Origin of the sequence: Profundicola chukchiensis (assembly GCF_029664245.1) — a bacterium.
Taxonomy (GTDB): domain Bacteria; phylum Bacteroidota; class Bacteroidia; order Flavobacteriales; family Weeksellaceae; genus Profundicola; species Profundicola chukchiensis.
This window is the reverse complement of sequence record NZ_JANAIE010000002.1, coordinates 249,996-271,891: the sequence shown is the minus strand read 5'-3', so window position 1 is coordinate 271,891 and position 21,896 is coordinate 249,996. Positions and strand designations below refer to the sequence as shown.

The window sequence follows — 21,896 nt, the reverse complement described above, 5'->3', positions numbered from 1 at the left end:
TTATAACAAATTTATGGACAATAAAAACAAACCAATCATTGCGATTTCTCTAGGAGATCCCAATGGAATCGGTCCCGAAATAATATTTAAATCACTTCAGCGAAAGGATATCCAAAGTATGGCGACTTATGTTGTTTTTGTACCAGGAAATCTTTGGAGTTTTTATAGAAAGAGATTTGATAGTAAATTAGCAAGTAACCAAATTGAAAACTTAAAAGACATACAGTCGAATAAATTGAATGTCTTTAATTTTAAAACAGATCAATTTAATGTTGAGTTTGGCGAATCTTCTCGAGAGGGTGGAAACTTAGCCTTCGAATCTTTAACCTTGGCAACAAATGCTGTGAAAGATGGTTTTTGTGATTTATTAGTTACAGCACCTATCAACAAAGCCAATATTCAATCAAAGAATTTTAACTTTCCAGGACATACCGAGTTTTTAGAAAATGCATGGGGTGGAGAGAACCTTATGTTTATGGTGCATGAAAACATCAAGGTTGGATTAGTAACTCAGCATATACCTCTAAAAGATGTAAGCGCTACCTTAACGGGTAAGGCCATATCTAAAAAGTTAGATGCCATCTATACCAGTCTTAAATTAGACTTTGGAATTAGAGACCCTAAAATTGCGGTGATGGGATTAAACCCACACGCAGGTGATAACGGATTATTAGGTAAAGAAGAATTAGATGTTATTATTCCAACGTTGAAAAATAAATTGGAAAAAGGGATGAAAGTTTTTGGTCCTTATGCATCAGATAGTTTCTTTACTTTTGATAAACTTTCAAAGTTTGATGCTGTCTTGGCCATGTACCACGATCAAGGTTTAATTCCTTTTAAAACGCTAGCAGGAATGGAAGGTGTTAATTTTACAGCAGGTCTACCCTTTGTCAGAACCAGTCCAGATCATGGTGTAGCTTATGATATAGCTAAAGAACACAAGGCTGACGAAACCTCTATGGTAGAGGCTTTATACGCTGCTGTAGATATTTTCAACATGCGAAAAATGAATACAGAGCTGGAAGATAATGCTTTAAAGATTTCTTCGAACCAAAGAAGACGATAATTCATTGTAAATATAATTGTTATATTAAATAATAATTGTAAATTTGCCCTCCCATTATTATGGATAAGATAAAAGATTACAATGTATCTTTTTCGGGATTACCTCTCGGAAAACATATATTTAGGTTTGAAATCTCACAAGAGTTCTTTGATTTATTTGATTTTGATCAAGATTTTCAGGATCCTAAAGTATCAGTAGAATTAGAGTTAGAAAAGCGTACTACGTTTTTAGAATTAAAATTTGATACCAAAGGAAGTGTAATTGTTGATTGTGATCTTACCGACGAAGCCTATAAACAACCCATAGAAGGGGCAATGGATATGGTGGTGAAATTCGGCCACGAGTTTGATGATTCAGACGACGAGGTGTGGATTATACCAGAAGGAGAACACGAGATTAATGTAGCTCAGTTGATATATGAAATGATATTATTGAGTATTCCGTTAAAGAGAGTGAACCCTGATTCGGAATCGGAAAAGGTACAAGAGGCATTAGACTTATTGGAGAAATATGCTCCAAAAGAATCAATTGAAGATAATACATCAGAAGATAAATCGATAGACCCAAGGTGGGATTCGTTAAAAGAATTGTTTAAGAAAAAATAAAAAACACAAGGAGATGGCACATCCTAAACGACGTCAGTCAAGTACAAGAAGAGACAAGAGAAGAACGCACTACAAAGCTGCGACTCCAACTCTAACCACAGATCCAACAACTGGTGAAATGCATGTGAGACACAATGCACACTGGAGTGAAGGAAAACTATACTATAGAGGTAAAGTGGTTCTAGAAAAAGAAACAGAAGAATTTATCGAGGAATAAGAAACCTTGTTTTAAAAAATCTAAAAGTTGCATTCCATCCTATGGATGCGACTTTTTTTGTTTAAATTTATTACATTTGAAATTCTAAAGACACTTTTATGAATAATAAAGAAATCCAAAATCTTATAAAATTTGTTGCAAAGTCTGGAGTAGCTGAAGTTAAGCTTAAATCTGGCGAGTTCGCTATCTCTATCAAAAATGTTCCAGAACAAATCGTTTCATCTGCACCTGCACCAGTTGTTCAACAACCTGTAGTTGCTCAAGCTCCTCAAGCAGTTGCTGCACCAGCTACTGAAGCTAAGGCTGAAGAAGCTCCAAAAGAGGCTGCAGAAGATGCAAACTATATCACTATTAAGTCTCCAATGATTGGAACTTTCTACCGTAGACCTAGCCCAGACAAAGATTTATTTGTTAATGTAGGGGATAGTGTTCAACAAGGTGATGTTGTTTGTATTATTGAAGCAATGAAATTATTTAACGAAATCGAATCAGAAGTTTCTGGTAAAATCGTTAAAGTATTGGTAGATGATGCAACACCAGTAGAGTACGATCAACCATTATTCTTGGTTGACCCAGCTTAATCTATATTAATAGAAACAAACTTTATGTTTAAGAAAATACTTATTGCCAACAGAGGAGAAATCGCGATGCGTATTATTCGTACGGCAAGAGAGATGGGAATCAAAACTGTAGTTGTTCACTCAACTGCAGATAGTACTAGTTTGCCGGTACGTTTTGCTGATGAGGCAGTATGTATTGGTCCAGCGGCTTCTAAAGATTCTTACCTTAAGATTTCAAATATTATTGCAGCGGCTGAAATCACCAATGCAGACGCTATTCACCCAGGATATGGGTTTTTATCTGAAAATGCTCACTTTTCTAGAACCTGCCAAAAACATGGTTTTAAGTTCATTGGAGCATTGCCAGAACATATCGAAAAAATGGGAGATAAAGCTAGTGCGAAAGCAACCATGATTGCAGCTGGAGTACCAGTAGTTCCAGGTTCAGAAGGGATTCTAGAATCAGCGGAACAAGCTTTGGAATTAGCTGACGAAATGGGATTCCCTGTTATGCTAAAAGCTACTGCCGGTGGTGGTGGTAAAGGTATGCGCGCAGTTTGGAATAGAGAAGAGTTAATCAGTGCATACGAATCTGCTGTACATGAAGCTGAATCAGCTTTTGGAAATGGCGGAATGTACCTAGAGAAACTTATCCAAGAACCTCGTCACATTGAGATTCAAATTGCAGGAGACCAATATGGTACCGCTTGTCATTTATCTGAAAGAGATTGTTCTATCCAACGTAGACACCAGAAATTGATGGAGGAAACTCCTTCGCCTTTCATGACGGATGATTTACGTAAGAGAATGGGAGATGCTGCGGTTAAAGCTGCCGAATATATTGGATACGAAGGAGTAGGTACAGTTGAATTCTTAGTAGATAAGGATAGAAACTTCTACTTTATGGAAATGAATACCCGTATTCAAGTAGAGCACCCAATTACGGAACAAGTTATCGACTATGACTTAATTAGAGAGCAAATTAAATTAGCTGCCGGAGAAAAACTTTCTGGAGTTAATTACTTTCCTAAAATGCATAGTATCGAATGCCGTATTAACGCAGAAGATCCATACAATAACTTTAGACCAAGTCCAGGTAGAATTACCAACTTGAATATCCCAGGAGGACACGGAATTCGTGTAGATACTCATATCTATTCAGGTTACCAGATTCCACCAAACTATGATTCAATGGTAGCTAAGTTGATTGTTACAGCACAAACCAGAGAAGAGGCCATCAACAAAATGCGTAGAGCATTAGATGAATTCTATATCGAAGGGGTTAAAACAACAGTTCCATTCCATCGTCAATTAATGGATGATCCTGATTTTATTGCAGGAAATTATACCACTAAATTCATGGAATCTTTTGAACTAGACGAAAGCTATGTGATAGAAGAAGATGAGGATTAATAGTCTTTATTAGAATAATTTATATCAAGCCATTTGGGAAACCAAGTGGCTTTTTTAATGACTCAATTTTTAATGCTTTCATACAAATCCTAAAATACCAACTACATTTTAATAAGAAAGTCTTATTTTTGCATCAAATAAGTTCTGAATGTTAGGAAGAAGACAGCTTCGAGCAAAGGCAATGCAAGCATTGTATGCCTATTACAGGGGAAATGAGGATATGAGATGGGTTGAGAAAAACATGGTCAATGGGATCAATGACATCCAAAAACTATATTACGCCCTGCTTACTTTAACGCTTGCTGTTAGAGACGAAGCGCAAAAGAAAATAGATATAGGTTTATCAAAGAATTTCCCTACTGAAGAAGAGAAAAATCCGAATAGAAAATTCGCAGAAAACCAAATATTCACCATTCTAGAAGAGAATGAAACGCTACAAGATTTTACAAGCAAAAATCAACAACTTAATTGGGCAGTAGAGGATATTTATCCACATAAGATTTTCAAAGAGTTTATTGAAGATCCAAAGTATCTAGCCTACATGGACTCAGAAACTTCAAGCTTTGAAGGGGATAAAGAAATTTTACTTTATTTATTTGCAAACTACATTGCGCCTAATGAAGATGTATTAAACTTCGTAGGAGATTTAAATCTAAGTTGGTCAGACGATTTACACATTGCCAATACAATGGTAATGAATACTATAAAATCATTCAAGCCAAAAGAACATAAGTTGTTCGCGCTCTTGCTAGATCCAGAACATTTAGAGTTTACAAAAGAATTAATCAGAGTTAGTGTTCGATACGAAGACGAGTTAAACCTTATCATAGAAGAGAAAGCTCAAAACTGGGATTTCGAACGAATTGCATTAATAGACCGTTTGATTATTCAAATGGCTTTAGCTGAATTTTTATACTTCCCGAGCATTCCACCAAAGGTTACTTTAAACGAATATGTAGAAATGGCAAAAAACTATTCTACCCCAAAAAGTAAAACATTTGTTAACGGAATCCTTGATAAATCGTTAAAAGATCTAAAAGAAGCCGGGAAAATTAGAAAGAGTGCAAGAGGTATGATGTAATTTATTAACTTTGTAACTTATCATAATTAAAAAAAATGAAAACAATTAAAATCACACTACTTTCGTTAGCGACTTTATTAGTTATTTCTTGTAACAAAGAATCAGCTGATACTACAGAAGCGACTACTGATAATGTTGAAAACGCAGAAACATTAGCGTCAAATGATGCTGTTGAAACTGCAACTCCTGTTTTAGATGAAACTGCTGATCCAAGTGCGGCTCCAGTTCTTTCTCTAGAGTCAGATACTTATGACTTTGGTGATGTACAGGCTAATTCTACTACAGAAAGAGTTGTTGAGTTTACAAATACAGGTGAAGGTCCATTGATTATTAAGAGTGCAAAAGCTTCATGTGGATGTACAGTTCCTGAGTATTCAGAAACTCCAATTGCTCCAGGTGAGAAAGGAAGCTTAAAAGTTTCTTTCAAAGCTCCAGGTAATAATGGTAAGCAAACTAAAACAGTTACTTTAACTACCAACACACCTAAGAGTATTGAGACATTTAAAATTCAAGCAAACGTTGTTGGAGGTAGCACTAGAGCGCCACAACCACAACCAATGCCACAGCCTCAACCATTACCTGCACCAGCTTTAGGTCAGTAAATAGAAATTAAAATTAATTAATATACAATTATATGTTTGGAGGTGAAGGAGCGATGAGCTTTGTGTTTATAGGTTTGATGTTCGTAATCATGTATTTTTTCATGATTCGTCCACAAATGCAACGTCAGAAAAAAGAGAAAGCATTTCAAGATTCAATGAAAGTTGGAGAAAGAGTCGTTACTACGTCTGGAATCCATGGTAAAATCACCGAGGTTACAGATGATGTAGTTACCGTAGAAACAAATGCGGGTAAAATCAGATTCGAGAAAACAGCTATTTCTCAAGAATTGAGCGCTGCTAGATATGGCAAAGCTGAGTAAATAAAAGCTCCCTTAAAATACAAAATCCCGAATTATTCGGGATTTTTTTGTTTTTAATATAATGAACTTTGATCTTATTAATCATAAGCATTGGGATGATGTAACCTTACATCAGCAATGTCATCCTCAACTTTTTGAGTTAGCTCATCAATATATTCTTGCATACGCTCTTGAATAGTTTCGTCAAAGCTAGCAATCATTCTTCCGGCTAATAACCCTGCATTTTTTGCACCATCTAAAGCAACCGTAGCCACTGGAATTCCACCAGGCATTTGTAATATACTTAAAACACTATCCCAACCGTCGATAGAATTTCTTGAATGAATAGGAACACCAATTACAGGTAAAGTAGTCATAGAAGCTACCATTCCTGGCAAGTGTGCAGCACCGCCAGCTCCAGCAATAATTACTTTTATTCCTCGGGATTGAGCTTTCTTAGCAAAGTCAAACATTCTATCAGGAGTTCTATGAGCAGAAACCAATGTTAACTCATAAGGAATACCTAATCTTTGAAGTATATCTTCAGCTTCTTTCATAATGGGTAAATCGCTCTTACTCCCCATTACAATGCTTACTAGTGGATTTTCGATATGCATAATTTTTTAATTTGAACCCTAAATTACGAAATTGAAATTTACCTAGGAACTTCTATACTCGAATGTTTGAAGAAATCACTAAATTTGCAAACTCAAAAGCAGAAAATATGAAATGTGGAATTGTAGGATTACCGAATGTAGGTAAATCAACTTTATTTAATAGTTTGTCGAGTGCCAAAGCACAATCGGCTAATTACCCGTTCTGTACTATAGAACCTAACTTAGGAACTGTTCAGGTTCCAGATCCACGTTTAGAAGTATTAGAAAAATATGTTCAACCACAACGTGTGCAAGCAGCTGTGGTAGAAATCGTTGATATTGCTGGTCTTGTTAAAGGTGCAAGTAAAGGAGAAGGTCTAGGGAATCAGTTCTTGGCTAACATCCGTGAGTGTCAAGCGATTATTCATGTTTTGAGATGCTTTGATAACGATAATATTTCACACGTTGAAGGAAGTATTAACCCAATTCGTGATAAAGAAATTATCGATACCGAACTTCAGTTAAAAGACTTAGACACAGTTGAAAAGCGATTCGAGAAAATCAAACGCGCCGCGAAAACTGGAGACAAAGCCATGCAATTGGCAGTTACTGTTTACGAAAAAACGATTGCTCACCTAGAAGAAGGTAAAAACACACGTGCCCTAGAATGGGACGAGTCTGAGCAAGAAATCTTTGATGAACTTCAATTATTGACAGCTAAACCTGTTTTATATGTTTGTAATGTAGATGAGGCTTCTGTGAAAACAGGAAATGAGCATGTTACAGCAGTAGAAGAGGCTATCAAGGACGAAGATGCTATGGTTATAGTATTAGCTGCTCAAATCGAAGCTGATATTATGGAGCTTGAAACTTATGAAGAGCGTCAAATGTTCTTAGATGAATTAGGTTTAACAGAACCTGGAGTAAACCGTTTGATTAGAACTGCTTATCAGTTATTAGACTTGCAAACTTACTTTACGGCGGGTGTTAAGGAAGTTCGTGCTTGGACCATCAAGAAAGGAGATACAGCTCCACAAGCAGCAGGTGTAATTCACACAGATTTCGAAAAAGGATTTATCCGTGCAGAGGTTATCCACTTCGAGGATTACGAAAAATACGGCTCTGAAGCAAAAGCTAGAGAAGCAGGTAAACTAAGTGTTGAAGGTAAAGAATATGTTGTGCAAGACGGTGATATCATGCATTTCAGATTCAATGTCTAAATCTTCTTAGGCCTCTACATCAGCTAATCTCAACAAGCTGACTTAGTTTTTAGTATTTTCTCTCTGGAGTAACTCATATAGCTATTAGGATTTTGAAATCTGAATATTTTGAGCTATATTATGATGTTGATTAAGATAAGAATGTTTCTAGTTTAATTTAAACTCGGAATTGAATTTTAATCTTAATTAGAGAACATTAAAATTAGATTTAAATCGGTTTTAAGTGTTCAAAAATCGTTAGAAAAAAGTCTCTAAAGCCTTATAAAGCAAAGAGATTATTTCGTATTATGCATAATGGTTGTACGGGGTGATTTGCATCCCTATTTAAATCCAAAATCTTTAAAGATTAAATGAGTACTCAATATACAGAAGATAATATTAAAACGCTTGATTGGCGTGAGCATATTCGTATGCGTCCTGGGATGTACATCGGTAAACTTGGCGATGGTTCATCTCAAGATGATGGCATATACATACTTTTAAAAGAAATTTTAGACAACTCTATCGACGAGTTTGTCATGGGAAGCGGAAAAACCATCGAGGTGGTGGTGCGTGATCGAGAAGTTACAGTGCGTGACTACGGTCGTGGTATTCCATTGGGTAAAATGGTTGATGCCGTTTCTAAAATGAATACCGGTGGTAAATACGATACCAGAGCCTTCAAGAAATCTGTTGGTTTGAACGGAGTTGGTACGAAGGCGGTAAATGCTTTATCAAGTTACTTTAAGGTTCAATCTATTCGTGATGGAAGAACTCGTGAGGCAGAATTCTCTAAGGGTGAATTGCAGATTGAACACGACGAAAAAGATACTACCATTAGAAAAGGAACAAGGATTTCTTTTGTTCCGGATGAAGCCATCTTTACCAAATATAAATTCAGAAATGAATATATCGCCAAGATGCTTAAAAACTATGTTTACCTAAATCCAGGTTTACGTATTTTATTCAATGGCGAGGAGTATTATTCGGAGAATGGTTTAAAGGATTTGCTTCAAGATACGATTGAGGAGCAAACCATATATCCAATCATCCACTTGAAAGAAGATGATATAGAAATTGCATTAACGCACAGTTCAACTTCTTATTCAGAGACTTACTATTCATTCGTGAATGGTCAGAATACTACGCAGGGAGGTACTCACCTAAGTGCGTATAAAGAGGCTATCGTGAAAACGGTGAGAGATTTTTATGGTAAAAACTTCGACTCTACCGATGTTAGAAAATCCATAATTACAGCTATTGCAATTAAAGTAATGGAACCTGTATTCGAATCTCAAACTAAAACAAAGCTTGGTTCTACCGATATGGGAGGGGACTTGCCGACGGTGAGAACCTTTATCAATGACTTTGTTAAACGAAATTTAGATAACTATTTACATAAGAATCCAGAAGCTGCAGAATTACTTTTAAAGAAAATTACGCAGTCTGAAAGAGAGCGTAAAGAACTTTCAGGGATTAGAAAATTAGCCCGTGATCGAGCTAAGAAAGTTAGCTTACACAATAAAAAACTGAAGGATTGTAAACAGCATTACAATAATCAGAAAAACCTAAGAAAACTAGAAACAACCATTTTTATTACCGAGGGTGATTCGGCAAGTGGTTCGATTACAAGTAGTAGAGACGTAGAAACTCAAGCTGTATTCAGTTTGCGTGGTAAACCATTGAATAGTTATGGTTTAACCAAGAAAATTGTTTACGAAAATGAGGAGTTTAACCTTCTACAAGCCGCTTTAAATATAGAAGATAGTTTAGAAGACTTAAGATATAACAATGTGGTGATTGCTACCGATGCCGATGTGGATGGTATGCACATTCGATTGTTGATTATTACGTTCTTCTTGCAGTTTTTCCCAGAATTAATTCGCGAGGGACACTTGTATATCTTGCAGACACCACTGTTTAGGGTTCGTAATAAAAAGGAAACAAGATATTGCTACACCGACGAAGAGAGAGTTAGAGCGATTAGAGAACTTGGTAAAAACCCAGAGATTACGCGATTCAAAGGATTAGGTGAGATTTCTCCAGGTGAGTTCAAAAACTTTATCGGGAAAGATATTCGCTTAGAACCGGTGATGATGGACAAAAACACAACCATCAGCGAACTTCTAGAGTTCTATATGGGAAGAAATACGCCAGATAGACAGGAGTTTATTATAGAAAACTTGGTCGTAGAGAGCGACGAAGAATTAGAAGTTTTAGCAGAACCTGTTCCAATAGATGAATAACCTATCCTACCCATTACAACTTAAATTTCATATTGCAACTTTGTCCAATGATTTCACGGCAAAGGATGCGAATGGAAATGTGATTGCATATACGCGTCAAAAGAAATGGCGATTAAAAGAACACGTTGAAATCTATGAAAATAGCAATCGAAAGAATGTTCTTTTTGAGATTAAAGCGAGTAATTGGTTGGATTTCAATACGTCTTATGCTATTTCTGAAAAGAATGGTAGAGATTTAGGTAAAGTCAGCAGAAAGGGAATTCACTCTTTGTGGAGAGCTAGATATCATGTAATCGATGCCGATAAGAATGATAACTATATCATCACCGAAGAAAATCCTTTTATTAAGTTTATAGACGAAACCTTAGGTGAGATTCCTATACTAGGTTTTTTCACAGGATATTTTTTTAATCCAAGTTATATCGCAAAAGATAAAAATGGAAAAGTGATCTTAAGACTGAAGAAAAATCCTTCCTTTTTTGGACGAAAATTCAGTTTAGATAAGATAAACGAGATTTCTCCTGAAGACGAATCTCTATTAGTAATGTCTTTTATGATGATGATTTTATTAGAGAGAAATAGAGGTTAATTCTTAAATTTGGAGAAGCTTAATTAAAAATTAAAAGAAATAAAGTTGAACTAGGAAATAAGGCAAATCTTATTCAATTTTTAAAATATAAATGGCAGAACTTACACCAGACAAACACGAAGGCGAAGAGTTAAAGAAAGTATCAGAAATGTATGAGGATTGGTTTCTTGATTATGCTTCTTACGTAATCTTAGAACGTGCCATTCCTGCAATCGAAGACGGTTTGAAACCTGTGCAACGTCGTATCATGCACTCTATGAAAGAAATGGAGGATGGTAGATATAACAAGGTGGCAAATATCGTTGGAAATACCATGAAATATCACCCTCATGGTGATGCTGCTATTTCTGATGCCTTAGTTCAATTAGGACAAAAAAACTTATTGATTGATACCCAAGGTAACTGGGGTAATATCTTCACAGGTGATGGTTCGGCAGCGGCAAGGTATATTGAGGCCAGACTTACCAAATTTGGTCAGGAAGTAGTCTTTAATCCAAAAACTACGCATTGGCAACCTTCTTATGATGGCCGAAACAGAGAGCCCATCAATCTTCCCGTTAAGTTTCCATTATTGTTAGCACAAGGTGTAGAAGGTATTGCAGTTGGTTTGTCTACCAAGATTCTTCCACACAACTTCAACGAGTTAATCGATGCTTCGATTGCTTATTTAAGAAATAAGAAATTTATTTTATATCCTGATTTTCAGACGGGTGGCTTAATCGATATTACTGATTATAACGATGGCGAGCGTGGTGGACGTGTTAGGATTAGAGCTAAAATTAGCCAAATTGATAAAAATACCCTTCAAATTACTGAGATTCCATTCGGAACCAATACCAGTAGCTTGATTGATAGTATTATTAAAGCCAATGACAAGGGGAAAATTAAGGTGAAACATATTGAGGACAATACGGCTCAACATGTGGAAATTAATATCGATTTACATGCAAATGTTTCTCCAGATAAAACCATTGATGCACTTTATGCCTTTACACAATGTGAAGTTTCGGCTTCGCCCAACGCTTGTGTGATTGTTAATAATAAACCTGAGTTCTTAAGTGTAACTGATATTCTTAAAATCAATACCGACAATACGGTAGCTTTGCTAAAGCGTGAGTTGGAAATTGAGTTAGATGAACTTGAAAATCAATGGCATTATTCATCTTTAGAAAGAATTTTCATTGAAAATAGAATTTATCGTGACATCGAGGAAGAGGAAACTTGGGACGGTGTTATCAAGGCAATTGATGAAGGTTTAAAACCACATATTTCTCATCTTAAACGTCCTGTTATAGAGGAAGATATTGTTCGTTTAACGGAAATTAGAATTAAGCGTATTTCTAAATTCGACTTAGATAAGGCGCAACAATACATAGAATCTCTAGAAGAAAAAATTGAAAAAGTAAAAGCGAATTTAGCTGAGCTAATTCCTTTTGCGATTAGTTATTACAAGAAATTAAAAGAAAAATACGGTAAGGATAAACCTCGTCTAACAGAGATTAGAAGATTCGAAAACATCGACGCGGCTAAGGTGGCAGCTGCCAACGTTAAGTTTTATGGAAACTTAAAAGAAGGTTTCATCGGGACATCGCTTCGTAAAGATGAATTCTTATTCGAGTGTTCGGATATAGATGACATCATTATATTCAGAAAAGATGGTGTCATGATGGTGACCAAAGTGGATGATAAAACCTTTGTGGGTAAAAACATTATCCATTGTGCTGTTTGGAAGAAAAAAGATAAACGAACGATCTATAATTTAATTTATCGCTTCGGAAAAACAGGTCCATATTATCAGAAGAGATTTAATGTTACTAGCGTTATTCGAGATAAGGAATATAGCGTAACCAAGGATGCTAAGAATTCAGAGATTTTCTATTTCTCTGCCAATCCAAATGGTGAGGCTGAGGTGGTTCAAGTTTTATTAAAGGCGAATTCAAGGATTAAGAAATTAAGATTTGATATTGATTTCGCTGATTTAGATGTGAAAGGACGCTCAGCGAAGGGTAATTTAGTGACTAAAAACCATGTAAAAAAAATCGAAATGAAAGAGGAAGGTGTTTCTACATTGGCTCCTCGCAAGATTTGGTTTGACAGCACTATTCGCCGATTAAACGCAGAAGAACGTGGTGAATTATTAGGAACCTTCAAAGGAGGTGATAAGATTTTAACCATCAATACCAAGGGAGAAGCCGAGTTACATGCACCGGATTTGAGCAATCGCTTCGATGATGAATATTTGGTGATTGAGAAATGGCAACCTAAAAAGCCCATCTCTTGTATCTATTATCATTCTGAAAGAGATCGATATTATGTTAAGCGATTTATGCTAGAAGACCTAGCGAATCCACAAGTGTTCTATGATTTAGAAGATTCTAGTTCGTTTATAGAAATGGTTTCTACGGATTATCTTCCTGTAGTAGAAATTATATTCAAGAAGGTTAAAGGTCAACAACGAGATCCAGAAACTATTGAATTAGAGGAGTTTATTTCAGTAAAAGGAATTAGCGCACTTGGAAATCAATTGACGACATATCCGGTTAAAGAAATCAACATTTTAGATCCTTTACCATATGAGGAAGAAGAAAAAGCTGATTTCTCTGATGATGATCACGAGTTTTTTGAGCGTGAGGCAAAACAACCTTCCCTGTTTGGCGATGACGAAGAGGAGTAATGAACTTAGGATTGAATCAAGTTCTAAAAATTAAACAGAAGATAAAATTAACTGTATGGGTGGAATGAATATAACAATGCTGGTTATCATTGGAATAACAGTATTGGTAAGTTGGCAAGGATGGCAAAACCGTGAATTATTCGAGAGATTAAAATTCCAGATGGATGCTATTTTAGAAGGAAAGCAATACGATAGAATGATTACCTCGGCATTTTTGCACGCGGATTCTATGCACTTGCTTTTCAACATGTTTGCCTTCTATGTTTTTGCTCCGGTTGTATTGTCTCTATTCTCATCATTGACTTTTGTGCTGATTTATTTAATTTCCATTTTAGCCGGAAGTTTAGTTACCATTTTGTTCCACGGAAAAGAAAAGTGGTATTCAGCTGTAGGTGCTTCGGGAGGAGTTTCTGGTGTAGTGTTTTCCGCTATTATGATTTATCCAGATATGCCCTTAAGGCTAATCTTTCTACCATTTTTTGACTTTCCGGGCTGGACATTTGCTTTAGTTTACTTAGGATATTCTATGTTTGGAATGAAATCTCGTCATGATAATGTGGGGCACGCAGCGCACTTAGGAGGAAGTATTGCTGGAATTGCGATAACCTTGGGCATGAAGCCAGAATTAATAAATCAACTGATGAACTTATTTTAAGATTCTCCAACTTTTATTTAAAGTAAAAAAGTTAAATCTTTTAGTATAAATTTTTGTTAAGGAGCAGCAGAAATCCCGATAGTTTATACCAAAAAAGATATCGACTCGTTCAATAGAACAAGATAGTTAATAACTTTTGTTATTTTCTTGATAAATCATGTTAAAGTTAGAGGTTTAAATATGGCAATACGTGATATAACTCGTATTTTTGTGCATTCTGATTTATTAATAAAACACGCTAGAAAGATTTAATGGGATTATTTAATTTCTTCACCAAAGATATTGCGATTGACTTAGGGACAGCGAACACCCTAATTATACATAACAACAAGGTTGTAATCGATGAACCATCGATTGTAGCTATTAATAGGCAAACTGGAAAATTGATTGCAGTCGGAAAGGAGGCTAAGAGCATGCAGGGTAAAACGCATGATGATATCAAAACAATTCGTCCGTTGAAAGATGGTGTAATTGCTGATTTCGAAGCTTCTGAAAAGATGATTCGCAAATTTATTTCCTTGGTACCTGGTCTAAAAGGTGGAATGTTTGCTCCAGCTTTGAGAATGGTGATTTGTATTCCTTCTGGAATTACAGAGGTTGAGAAACGTGCGGTTAAAGATTCTGCTGCACATATTAACGCAAAAGATATTCGTTTAATTTACGAACCTATGGCGGCAGCTATTGGGGTTGGTATCGATATCCAACAACCAAAAGGTAATATGATCATCGATATAGGGGGTGGTACTACCGAAATCGCTGTTATTGCTTTAGGTGGTATCGTGTGTGATAAATCAGTTAAAATTGCAGGTGACGTATTTACAAATGATATCGCTTATCATTTGCGTACGCACCACAACTTATACATTGGTGAAAGAACTGCCGAGAGAATTAAAATCGAAATCGGTTCTGCCATCGAGGAATTAGAGCATCCACCAGAGGATTTAGCTGTTCAAGGTAGAGACTTGATTACAGGTAAACCAAAAGAAATTATTGTTAATTACAAAGAGGTTTCCCGTGCTTTAGATAAATCGATCTCTAGAATAGAAGATGCGGTAATGGAAACATTATCTCAAACTCCTCCAGAGTTGGCGGCCGATATTTATAATACAGGTGTTTACCTAGCCGGTGGTGGTTCTATGCTACGTGGTCTAGACCAACGTGTGTCTAAGAAAACAGGATTACCTGTGTTCTTGGCAGATGATCCATTGCGAGCAGTGGTAAGAGGAACGGGTATTGCCTTGAAAAACATAGAAAAGTTTAATTTCTTAATGAGATAGTAATACATGCAATTTCTAACGAACCTAATTTCAAAAATTGGGCTTTTTGTATTTTTTATATTGCTAGAAATTGCGGCGGTCTATTTTATGGCGACCAAAAGTGATTTCCATAAAAATGCCATTGGTGTTAAAACCATGGCGGTGAACGCTTATATATCGACCAAGGCTTCGAATATTATTAATTTCATCAACCTTCCAGAGGAGAATAGAAATTTGATAGAAGAAAATGCTCAGCTTAAACAAAAGTTGGCAAAACATCCTTTGTTTAATGCCGAGGATGACAGCTTGCGAACCAAAATAGATTCAGCATACCATCAGAAATACGCCTACCTTACAGCAGAGATTGTAGATTATAATCTTAGACGTAAGGATAATTATTTCTTAATTAATAAAGGTAAAAAGGACGGTGTCTCCGAAAATATGGCGGTTTTATCCTCTAATGGAGTAGTGGGAGCTGTACTAAATTCTTCTGATCATTATTCTTCTGTGCTTTCGGTTTTACACTCTAGAACCAATATTAAAGCTAGAATTAAAGGAAGTGATCGATTCGGAATTATTGTTTGGCCAGGTATAGACCATAGAGAATTATCCTTAACAGAAATCCCAAAATATCTCAACGTAAAAGTAGGAGATACAGTGATGACTGCGGGAGCCTCTGCTATTTACCCAGAAGGTGAACTTATTGGACGCGTTAAGACTTTAGAACCTAATGACGATACAGGGGACTACGAAATTATAGTAGAAACCTTCGACGATTTATCGAAAGTGAGAAATGTATATGTAGTGGAGAATTTAGATAAATTAGACATAGAAAAAGCAAAATCAAGAGAGGATGTTATTACTGAATAATTTTAAATATGTTCTGTGGATCGTGCTCTTGGTTGTAATTCAGGTGGCACTTTTCAACAATATCAACTTTTGGGGATATTCAAATCCATTTTTCTATGTGATTTTTATTCTTTTATATCCCTTAGATAAGAATAGATATATTTTCTTGCTTTTAGCATTCATCTTAGGCTTAAGTGTTGATTTATTGGAACATACTGGTGGAGTGAATGCATTTGCATCCGTCTTTGTAGCCTATATTAGATACTATGTAGCTCAAGTGATTCAGGCAGGAAAAGCCTATGAATCAGAAGAGATTAAGCTTGGTAATTTTAGTTTTATCCAATGGCTTATTTATTTGGTAGTACTTATTTTTGTTCATCATTTCTTGGTAGACTTCACAGAAAGTTTCAAACTTGAAATGATAGGTGCAATTGCTAAGAAATCACTTATTGGTTCAGGCTTAACACTTATAATGGTGACAGCTTTTTTAATGTTTTTTCCAATAGTGGAAAGAAGCGAATATTAAATCATGAACAAGTCCTATATTTTTTATTGGATAGTGGCCGTTGTGGCGCTTATCTTTATCGGTCGTTTGGCTTATTTACAGCTAATGACCGATAAATATATTTTAAATGCTTTTAATACTTCCATTAAAAAAGAGGTTGTTTATCCTAAAAGAGGAGATATCTTAGATAGAGATGGTAGATTGTTGGTAACCAATAGCTACGACTACGAAATTCAAATTACACCTGTACTTTTAGAGCAAGGTTTCGATACAGTAAGATTCACCCAAATTCTTGGAATCACTTTAGAAGATTTCAATGAAAAAATGGATAAAATCAAAAGCATGAAGGGATATTCCAAAGTTGGAACTTTCCCTTTTTTGCAAGGTATCAATCGCGATGATTTTACAAGGTTCCAAGAGCAAATGTACAATTATCCCGCTGTGGATATTGTGAAACGTCCGAAACGTGAATACCGCGTTAACTCTGCCGGTAATGTTTTGGGTTATATTCAAGAGGTTAACAACGCCTATATTGCTACCGATTCTGTGTATTATATGCCAGGAGATTTAGCTGGTATGGCAGGTGTAGAGAAATCTTATGAACATCACTTAAGAGGTGAAAAGGGTTTTAATTATCTTAAAAAAGATATTCGTCAACGTACTATTGGGGCGTATAAAGACGGTGCTAACGATATTCCTGTTAAGAATGGAAAAACTTTAACCTTAAGTCTTGACTATAAAGTTCAAAGACTTGCAGAGGATATGTTGGTTAATAAGCGAGGAGGAATTGTTGCTATTGAACCTAAAACAGGAGAAATTCTTGTTTTGGCTTCGAGTCCGGTAATTGATCCGAATCGTTTTAATGTTCCCGGCGAAATCTATCGTATGACCAAGGATTCTGTATCTAGAATTATGTATGATAGAGCTTTACAAGCTGAATATCCTCCAGGATCGCCTTATAAAGTTTTAACAGGATTAACTGCCTTTGAAATGGGCGTTACTGATTCTGCAACCGTATATACTTGTCAACATGGATTTAGATATGGTAGAGCACGAATGGCTTGTCACTGTGGAAGACCATCGCACAAAATTAAATCTGCTATCGAAAGATCTTGTAACACATATTTCTCTAAAGCATGGTTAGCCATGTTGAGAAAAGACTCCATGAATATTGAGAAAAGTATCAATGAGTGGAGTGCCATTATGAAGAGCTTCGGATTAGGTCAATATTTAGGAACTGACTTGCCGGTAGGAAGTAAAGGAAACATACCAGATGCAGAATATTATAATTATTATTTAGGAAAAGGTAAATGGAATCCATTCTCTGTGGTTTCAGTGGGAATTGGTCAGGGAGAGATTTTGACGACTCCATTACAAATGGCGAATTATACGGCAGCTATTGCTAACCAAGGTTGGTTTTACACACCACATGTGGTGAAAGAAATTGATGGAAATCCAATTAAGGATTCAACCTATACCACCAGACACAACACCTTGGTCGACCCTAAGCATTTCCCGATTATGATTCAGGGAATGAAAGATGTAATTACCAACGGAACTGGACGTGGAATTTTAACTAAATCATTTACCCAAGCAGGAAAGACCGGTACAGCACAAAATCCACATGGTCAGGATCACTCGATATTTGTATTATTTGCACCAGTAGAAGATCCACAGATTGCTATTGCCGTAACGATTGAGAATGGTTATTGGGGTTCACGATGGGCAGCACCTATGGCTACGCTGATTGCCGAACAATATTTATTGGATACCATCGAGCGTAAACATCTATATGATAGAATGTTGAAGGGAGATTTACGTTCGGAGTATCGCAAACAAGAAATTACAAGATTAAAGAAAAGAGGTTGGTACACCAAGCCAACAAAATATACAGTTGATAGTTTAACGGGAGATACCATATATGTACACGACTTCGCGCTATAAAAAAGGGATTGATTGGCCTATTGTCATCATGGTAATGATTATCATGGCCTTTGGCGTGGCCAATATTTATAGTGTTGACCCTGATTATGGAGTTAAGCAGGTCGTTAGAATTGGATTAGGTTTTGGAATGATTGCTGTTTTTGCGATTATTACTTCTATCAGTCGGAACTTCTTCGATCTCTATGCCTTCGTCTTTTATATAGTGGGTGTCGCCGCGCTGGTCGGGGTTTTATTTTTTGGTCGGGAAATTAATGGGGCTAAAGCTTGGTATTCCATTGGTGGAGTGGGGATTCAGCCAGTGGAGTTAATGAAAATAGCCACAGGTTTAATGATTGCCCACGTGCTCAATATACCTGGGAATGATTTAAATCGTCCACCAGTTTTATTGACCTGTTTAGGATTAATTGCTATTCCTGCGGTGCTGATTTTACTTCAGCCCGATGTGGGCTCACTTTTCGTGTTTGGCGCATTCTTAATGGCGATGTATCGCGAAGGAATGAACCCAATTATTATTGTTATTCCGATTGTATTAGCTGTCGTGTTCTTGTTAAGTGTGCTTTGGGATGCACCACTATTTATTCTTGGCTTTGGAATGATCGTTTGGTTAGTCATTACACTCGTCTTATTCTTATTTGGTCAACGGAATTTCTCCATACAAAATATGTATTCCACCATGGGCTTGTATATTGGTTTGGGAATATTCTTCTTTGCCATTATGGTATTAGCGAAACCTTCTGGTTTTTCTTTTACCATCAATGAGGTTTTTAGCTTAAAAGATGAAATCTTTATAAGTATTACTTCGGCAGCCATGGCACTGATTTCATTTTTAACGGCTGGAGGGATTTATTTATCCAATCTAGAAAACTACAGTTCATTCAGGAACTTCTCTAAGCTTAAAGCAAGTAATTCTAGAGAGTTATTGTCTAGCGCAAGTGTGGTGGTAATACTTATGTCGATAGTATTGGCGGTAAGTTATAATGCCAATTCTTTATTAGAGAAATTACCTAAGCACCAGAGAGAGCGCATCATGGTATTGTTCGAAGGAGAAGCAAAATATAGAGACACCTCGGGCTATAACTTATTATACTCTAAAACGGCGATTGGTTCGGGAAGATTCTGGGGAACAGGATGGGATAAAGGAACCGTGACCGATGGTAGATTCGTGCCTGAACAATGGACGGACTATATCTTCTGTACAGTAGGAGAAGAGTGGGGATTCGTAGGAAGTACACTTTTGGTTATTTTATATGCTGCGCTTATTATGCGTTTATTTTATATCGCTGAGCAGCAACGTAAGGTGTTTGCTAGATACTTCACTTATACAGCGGCATCTATTTTATTCTTACACTTCTTAATCAACATCGGAATGGTGATTGGTGTCTTCCCAACAGTAGGAATTCCATTACCTTTCCTTAGCTATGGAGGTAGTTCGCTATGGGGCTTTATGTTCATGATCTTTATTGTGCTGAAGCTTAACTACGAAAAAGAACAATCTTTTATCTAAAAGCTGAGTTTTACTTTCTTTACGAGTTCTAAAGTGTAAGGCCTGTCGATGTTATTTGACTTGGTCCTAAATTGGTTTATCTATATGATCTAAGCAATTTATCCGCATCTTCTAGCTCCATCATCAAGTGTTCATAAAAAAAGCTCTTGAACTTCTTGAAAAAAGCTCTTGTACTTTTTAGAAAAACCTCTTGAGCTTTTTTAGAAAAGCTTTTGAGCTTTTTTCTTCATCATCCGCATAAAAAAGAAAAGCCCTCTAGATATTTTAATCCAGAGGACTTTATATTAAGTTTTATATGTTTATAAAAACTCAGAAACTCTACTTCCGATCTTCACAACTTTATTGTTTTTATCTAATAAAATCATGGTTGGCGTTCCGGTAACACCATAAGACTTAACGTATGGACTCTGCCACTTCATCAAATCTGAATAGTTAATCCATTCAGTGCCTTCTATCGCACGCTCATAAGGTACTCTGTCCATATCCAGTGCTATCGCAACGATTTCTCCACCTTTCTTTTGGAAGTCTATGTAAAACTCTTTCAAATGTGGAAGCTCATTGATACAATGTGGGCACCAAGAAGCCCAGAATACAACCAGTTTCTGATTAGCCTTAACATCATATAATGATTTAGCTTTCTTGATTTTCTTGTCAAACACAATATTAGGAGCCACTTTTCCAACTTCTATATTGCCTTTACCGTCAATAATAGCTTGTAAGTCGGGTGTGATTTCGCAATTCAATGATTCTGCTTGGCTTAAGTATTTCTGAGACATTTCATTAAATCCATTGCCTTCTAACATTGGAATGATATTGGTTAAAATCGCCTGACCTCTCGAAGTATCAGTTTGCACCAATTCTAATAAATCATCTAAAGCATACTCAATGTTCTTAGCAGCATCATGCTTAGTTCTAGCATCGCCAATAGAGTAGGAGATATATGTGCTTAAGAAATCTTGTAACAAACCAAAATTCTCTAGGTTCATGTTGTCCATCACCAAGTGTTTCTTTGCCTTGTCTTGAATCTGAGCTGCATTGAACTTATTCGCGTTGTATTCACCTAACTCATTTTTAGCATCAATATAATATTGAATCGCTTCGTTATTGATAGGTTTTGCTTCTAAGTTATCAATACGTCTGATTTCTGTTTGCAAAGCTTGATAGAAAGCATCTTGAGGTATGTATAGCTTAACTAACTCCACCAAAGTGAAATCTCTCAATGACTTTTTATCATCTAACTCAAATACATCTTGAATTTGTTGGTTAATACCACCATCGAAATGTACTTTGTGTAAAGGATCATTAATATCTGTGGTTAGTGAAATATTCTCATTCGCACTAATCACTTCAAATCCTCCATGACTTAGTTCAAAGGTAATTTTACCGATATAAGCCGTTGGGAAATTTAATTTAAAATTACCTTGTTTGTCTGTTTCAACACGTTTAACCAAACGCTCCGAACCATTCTCATAAATTTTAACCAATACAGGTTTGTTTTCGTAGCCTTTTATTTTAGCGTTGAGGTCAAATTGCGCGTTGAGCGCACTTGTCACAGCTAAAAAGGAAACAGCGATAAGTTTCTTCATGAATTAATTTTTGTCTTAATTAGCAAATTCTGAACCAAAGATAAAACAAAAAAGCCCCATCCAATAGGACAGGGCTTGTATTTATCTACTTAAATTTAAATTAAGCTTTTTGTAACTGATTTCTTCTGTATACAACGATTCCAGTTAATAAGACTCCTAGACCTACTAAATAGAATTGATAGTCGTCGATAGGGACTTCACATTCAAAACATCCTCCAGGACCAGGAGCGTCTCCTGAGGCACCTGCAGCACCAACGTTGTCAGCTGGCCCTTCTGCAATGGGAGTTAGAGTCGGACTTGTATTGAGTTGACCACTCAAATCTCTATTCAAATCTCTACTCAAATCTTGTTGTAGACCAGATCTTTGGGCAAACGCAACAATCGTAAATAAGGAAAATATGATTGTTAGGATTGATTTATTTATTAATTTCATTTGTTCTAAGGTTTTTA

Annotated in this window: 21 protein-coding genes; 18 read left to right on the top strand and 3 right to left on the bottom strand. The window is 36.1% G+C overall.

What is annotated here, in order from left to right; genetic code table 11:
• Positions 1–13: 13 nt before the first annotated feature.
• From pdxA to yajC, 8 genes are all read left to right on the top strand, one after another.
• Positions 14–1,066, top strand: a complete 1,053-nt coding sequence (gene pdxA, locus NLM59_RS03480; RefSeq protein ID WP_304416357.1) for a 4-hydroxythreonine-4-phosphate dehydrogenase PdxA — start codon at positions 14–16, stop codon at positions 1,064–1,066.
• A 59-nt stretch (positions 1,067–1,125) separates the two neighbouring features.
• Positions 1,126–1,671, top strand: coding sequence for a YceD family protein (locus NLM59_RS03475; protein WP_304416356.1), 546 nt, complete (start codon positions 1,126–1,128; stop codon positions 1,669–1,671).
• A gap of 13 nt (positions 1,672–1,684) precedes the next feature.
• A complete protein-coding gene (gene rpmF, locus NLM59_RS03470; RefSeq protein WP_304416355.1) occupies positions 1,685–1,888 on the top strand; it encodes a 50S ribosomal protein L32 in 204 nt (67 codons plus the stop codon).
• Between the two features lie 98 nt (positions 1,889–1,986).
• Complete coding sequence (gene accB / locus NLM59_RS03465; protein ID WP_304416354.1) at positions 1,987–2,469, top strand: acetyl-CoA carboxylase biotin carboxyl carrier protein; 483 nt, start codon at positions 1,987–1,989, stop codon at positions 2,467–2,469.
• 24 nt (positions 2,470–2,493) lie between these two features.
• Positions 2,494–3,861 (top strand): acetyl-CoA carboxylase biotin carboxylase subunit, encoded by a 1,368-nt coding sequence (gene accC / locus NLM59_RS03460; protein ID WP_304416353.1) that lies wholly within the window; start codon positions 2,494–2,496, stop codon positions 3,859–3,861.
• Between the two features lie 148 nt (positions 3,862–4,009).
• A complete protein-coding gene (gene nusB / locus NLM59_RS03455; protein WP_304416352.1) occupies positions 4,010–4,942 on the top strand; it encodes a transcription antitermination factor NusB in 933 nt (310 codons plus the stop codon).
• Positions 4,943–4,977: 35 nt separating this feature from the next.
• Positions 4,978–5,544, top strand: coding sequence for a DUF1573 domain-containing protein (locus NLM59_RS03450; RefSeq protein ID WP_304416351.1), 567 nt, complete (start codon positions 4,978–4,980; stop codon positions 5,542–5,544).
• A gap of 32 nt (positions 5,545–5,576) precedes the next feature.
• Positions 5,577–5,864 carry a preprotein translocase subunit YajC gene (gene yajC, locus NLM59_RS03445; RefSeq protein ID WP_304416350.1) on the top strand — a complete coding sequence of 96 codons (288 nt, stop codon included), beginning with the start codon at positions 5,577–5,579 and terminating at the stop codon, positions 5,862–5,864.
• 77 nt (positions 5,865–5,941) lie between these two features.
• Here the strand turns inward: yajC and purE are convergent, their stop codons facing one another.
• Entirely contained in the window at positions 5,942–6,460 is a 519-nt protein-coding gene (purE, locus tag NLM59_RS03440; RefSeq protein WP_304416349.1) for a 5-(carboxyamino)imidazole ribonucleotide mutase, read from the bottom strand.
• A 107-nt stretch (positions 6,461–6,567) separates the two neighbouring features.
• Here purE and ychF point away from each other — a divergent pair, with 107 nt between their 5' ends.
• The 10 genes from ychF to rodA all read left to right on the top strand — a co-directional run bounded on the left by ychF (position 6,568) and on the right by rodA (position 19,860).
• On the top strand, positions 6,568–7,659 hold the full coding sequence (gene ychF / locus NLM59_RS03435; RefSeq protein WP_304416348.1) for a redox-regulated ATPase YchF: 1,092 nt from the start codon (positions 6,568–6,570) through the stop codon (positions 7,657–7,659).
• A 350-nt stretch (positions 7,660–8,009) separates the two neighbouring features.
• Positions 8,010–9,884 carry a DNA topoisomerase IV subunit B gene (locus tag NLM59_RS03430; protein ID WP_304416347.1) on the top strand — a complete coding sequence of 625 codons (1,875 nt, stop codon included), beginning with the start codon at positions 8,010–8,012 and terminating at the stop codon, positions 9,882–9,884.
• On the top strand, positions 9,877–10,473 hold the full coding sequence (locus NLM59_RS03425; protein ID WP_304416346.1) for an LURP-one-related/scramblase family protein: 597 nt from the start codon (positions 9,877–9,879) through the stop codon (positions 10,471–10,473). Before NLM59_RS03430 ends, NLM59_RS03425 begins: the two co-directional genes overlap by 8 nt.
• 91 nt (positions 10,474–10,564) lie before the next feature.
• Positions 10,565–13,147: a DNA gyrase/topoisomerase IV subunit A gene (locus tag NLM59_RS03420; protein WP_304416345.1), complete on the top strand. Its 2,583-nt coding sequence runs from the start codon at positions 10,565–10,567 to the stop codon at positions 13,145–13,147.
• 55 nt (positions 13,148–13,202) lie between these two features.
• Entirely contained in the window at positions 13,203–13,802 is a 600-nt protein-coding gene (locus NLM59_RS03415; protein WP_304416344.1) for a rhomboid family intramembrane serine protease, read from the top strand.
• Between the two features lie 251 nt (positions 13,803–14,053).
• Positions 14,054–15,079, top strand: a complete 1,026-nt coding sequence (locus NLM59_RS03410; RefSeq protein ID WP_304416343.1) for a rod shape-determining protein — start codon at positions 14,054–14,056, stop codon at positions 15,077–15,079.
• A gap of 6 nt (positions 15,080–15,085) precedes the next feature.
• Positions 15,086–15,928 carry a rod shape-determining protein MreC gene (gene mreC, locus NLM59_RS03405; protein ID WP_304416342.1) on the top strand — a complete coding sequence of 281 codons (843 nt, stop codon included), beginning with the start codon at positions 15,086–15,088 and terminating at the stop codon, positions 15,926–15,928.
• Positions 15,912–16,433: a rod shape-determining protein MreD gene (locus tag NLM59_RS03400; RefSeq protein WP_304416341.1), complete on the top strand. Its 522-nt coding sequence runs from the start codon at positions 15,912–15,914 to the stop codon at positions 16,431–16,433. The genes mreC and NLM59_RS03400 overlap by 17 nt, the downstream gene beginning before the upstream one ends.
• A gap of 3 nt (positions 16,434–16,436) precedes the next feature.
• Entirely contained in the window at positions 16,437–18,356 is a 1,920-nt protein-coding gene (locus tag NLM59_RS03395) for a peptidoglycan D,D-transpeptidase FtsI family protein (protein ID WP_304416340.1), read from the top strand.
• Complete coding sequence (gene rodA / locus NLM59_RS03390) at positions 18,334–19,860, top strand: rod shape-determining protein RodA (protein ID WP_304416339.1); 1,527 nt, start codon at positions 18,334–18,336, stop codon at positions 19,858–19,860. The genes NLM59_RS03395 and rodA overlap by 23 nt, the downstream gene beginning before the upstream one ends.
• Positions 19,861–20,159: 299 nt before the next feature.
• On the opposite strand, the gene NLM59_RS03385 is transcribed toward rodA, so the two are convergent.
• Both NLM59_RS03385 and NLM59_RS03380 read right to left on the bottom strand, forming a co-directional pair.
• Positions 20,160–21,446 carry a TlpA family protein disulfide reductase gene (locus tag NLM59_RS03385; protein WP_304416338.1) on the bottom strand — a complete coding sequence of 429 codons (1,287 nt, stop codon included), beginning with the start codon at positions 21,444–21,446 and terminating at the stop codon, positions 20,160–20,162.
• A gap of 100 nt (positions 21,447–21,546) precedes the next feature.
• Positions 21,547–21,879 (bottom strand): hypothetical protein, encoded by a 333-nt coding sequence (locus tag NLM59_RS03380; RefSeq protein WP_304416337.1) that lies wholly within the window; start codon positions 21,877–21,879, stop codon positions 21,547–21,549.
• Positions 21,880–21,896: the final 17 nt, after the last annotated feature.

Bases quoted from the DNA above. Each gene is read 5' to 3' on its own strand.
- pdxA (WP_304416357.1), top strand. From the start codon at position 14: ATGGACAATAAAAACAAACCAATCATTGCGATTTCTCTAGGAGATCCC.
- NLM59_RS03475 (WP_304416356.1), top strand. From the start codon at position 1,126: ATGGATAAGATAAAAGATTACAATGTATCTTTTTCGGGATTACCTCTC.
- rpmF (WP_304416355.1), top strand. From the start codon at position 1,685: ATGGCACATCCTAAACGACGTCAGTCAAGTACAAGAAGAGACAAGAGA.
- accB (WP_304416354.1), top strand. From the start codon at position 1,987: ATGAATAATAAAGAAATCCAAAATCTTATAAAATTTGTTGCAAAGTCT.
- accC (WP_304416353.1), top strand. From the start codon at position 2,494: ATGTTTAAGAAAATACTTATTGCCAACAGAGGAGAAATCGCGATGCGT.
- nusB (WP_304416352.1), top strand. From the start codon at position 4,010: ATGTTAGGAAGAAGACAGCTTCGAGCAAAGGCAATGCAAGCATTGTAT.
- NLM59_RS03450 (WP_304416351.1), top strand. From the start codon at position 4,978: ATGAAAACAATTAAAATCACACTACTTTCGTTAGCGACTTTATTAGTT.
- yajC (WP_304416350.1), top strand. From the start codon at position 5,577: ATGTTTGGAGGTGAAGGAGCGATGAGCTTTGTGTTTATAGGTTTGATG.
- purE (WP_304416349.1), bottom strand. From the start codon at position 6,460: ATGCATATCGAAAATCCACTAGTAAGCATTGTAATGGGGAGTAAGAGC.
- ychF (WP_304416348.1), top strand. From the start codon at position 6,568: ATGAAATGTGGAATTGTAGGATTACCGAATGTAGGTAAATCAACTTTA.
- NLM59_RS03430 (WP_304416347.1), top strand. From the start codon at position 8,010: ATGAGTACTCAATATACAGAAGATAATATTAAAACGCTTGATTGGCGT.
- NLM59_RS03425 (WP_304416346.1), top strand. From the start codon at position 9,877: ATGAATAACCTATCCTACCCATTACAACTTAAATTTCATATTGCAACT.
- NLM59_RS03420 (WP_304416345.1), top strand. From the start codon at position 10,565: ATGGCAGAACTTACACCAGACAAACACGAAGGCGAAGAGTTAAAGAAA.
- NLM59_RS03415 (WP_304416344.1), top strand. From the start codon at position 13,203: ATGGGTGGAATGAATATAACAATGCTGGTTATCATTGGAATAACAGTA.
- NLM59_RS03410 (WP_304416343.1), top strand. From the start codon at position 14,054: ATGGGATTATTTAATTTCTTCACCAAAGATATTGCGATTGACTTAGGG.
- mreC (WP_304416342.1), top strand. From the start codon at position 15,086: ATGCAATTTCTAACGAACCTAATTTCAAAAATTGGGCTTTTTGTATTT.
- NLM59_RS03400 (WP_304416341.1), top strand. From the start codon at position 15,912: ATGTTATTACTGAATAATTTTAAATATGTTCTGTGGATCGTGCTCTTG.
- NLM59_RS03395 (WP_304416340.1), top strand. From the start codon at position 16,437: ATGAACAAGTCCTATATTTTTTATTGGATAGTGGCCGTTGTGGCGCTT.
- rodA (WP_304416339.1), top strand. From the start codon at position 18,334: ATGTACACGACTTCGCGCTATAAAAAAGGGATTGATTGGCCTATTGTC.
- NLM59_RS03385 (WP_304416338.1), bottom strand. From the start codon at position 21,446: ATGAAGAAACTTATCGCTGTTTCCTTTTTAGCTGTGACAAGTGCGCTC.
- NLM59_RS03380 (WP_304416337.1), bottom strand. From the start codon at position 21,879: ATGAAATTAATAAATAAATCAATCCTAACAATCATATTTTCCTTATTT.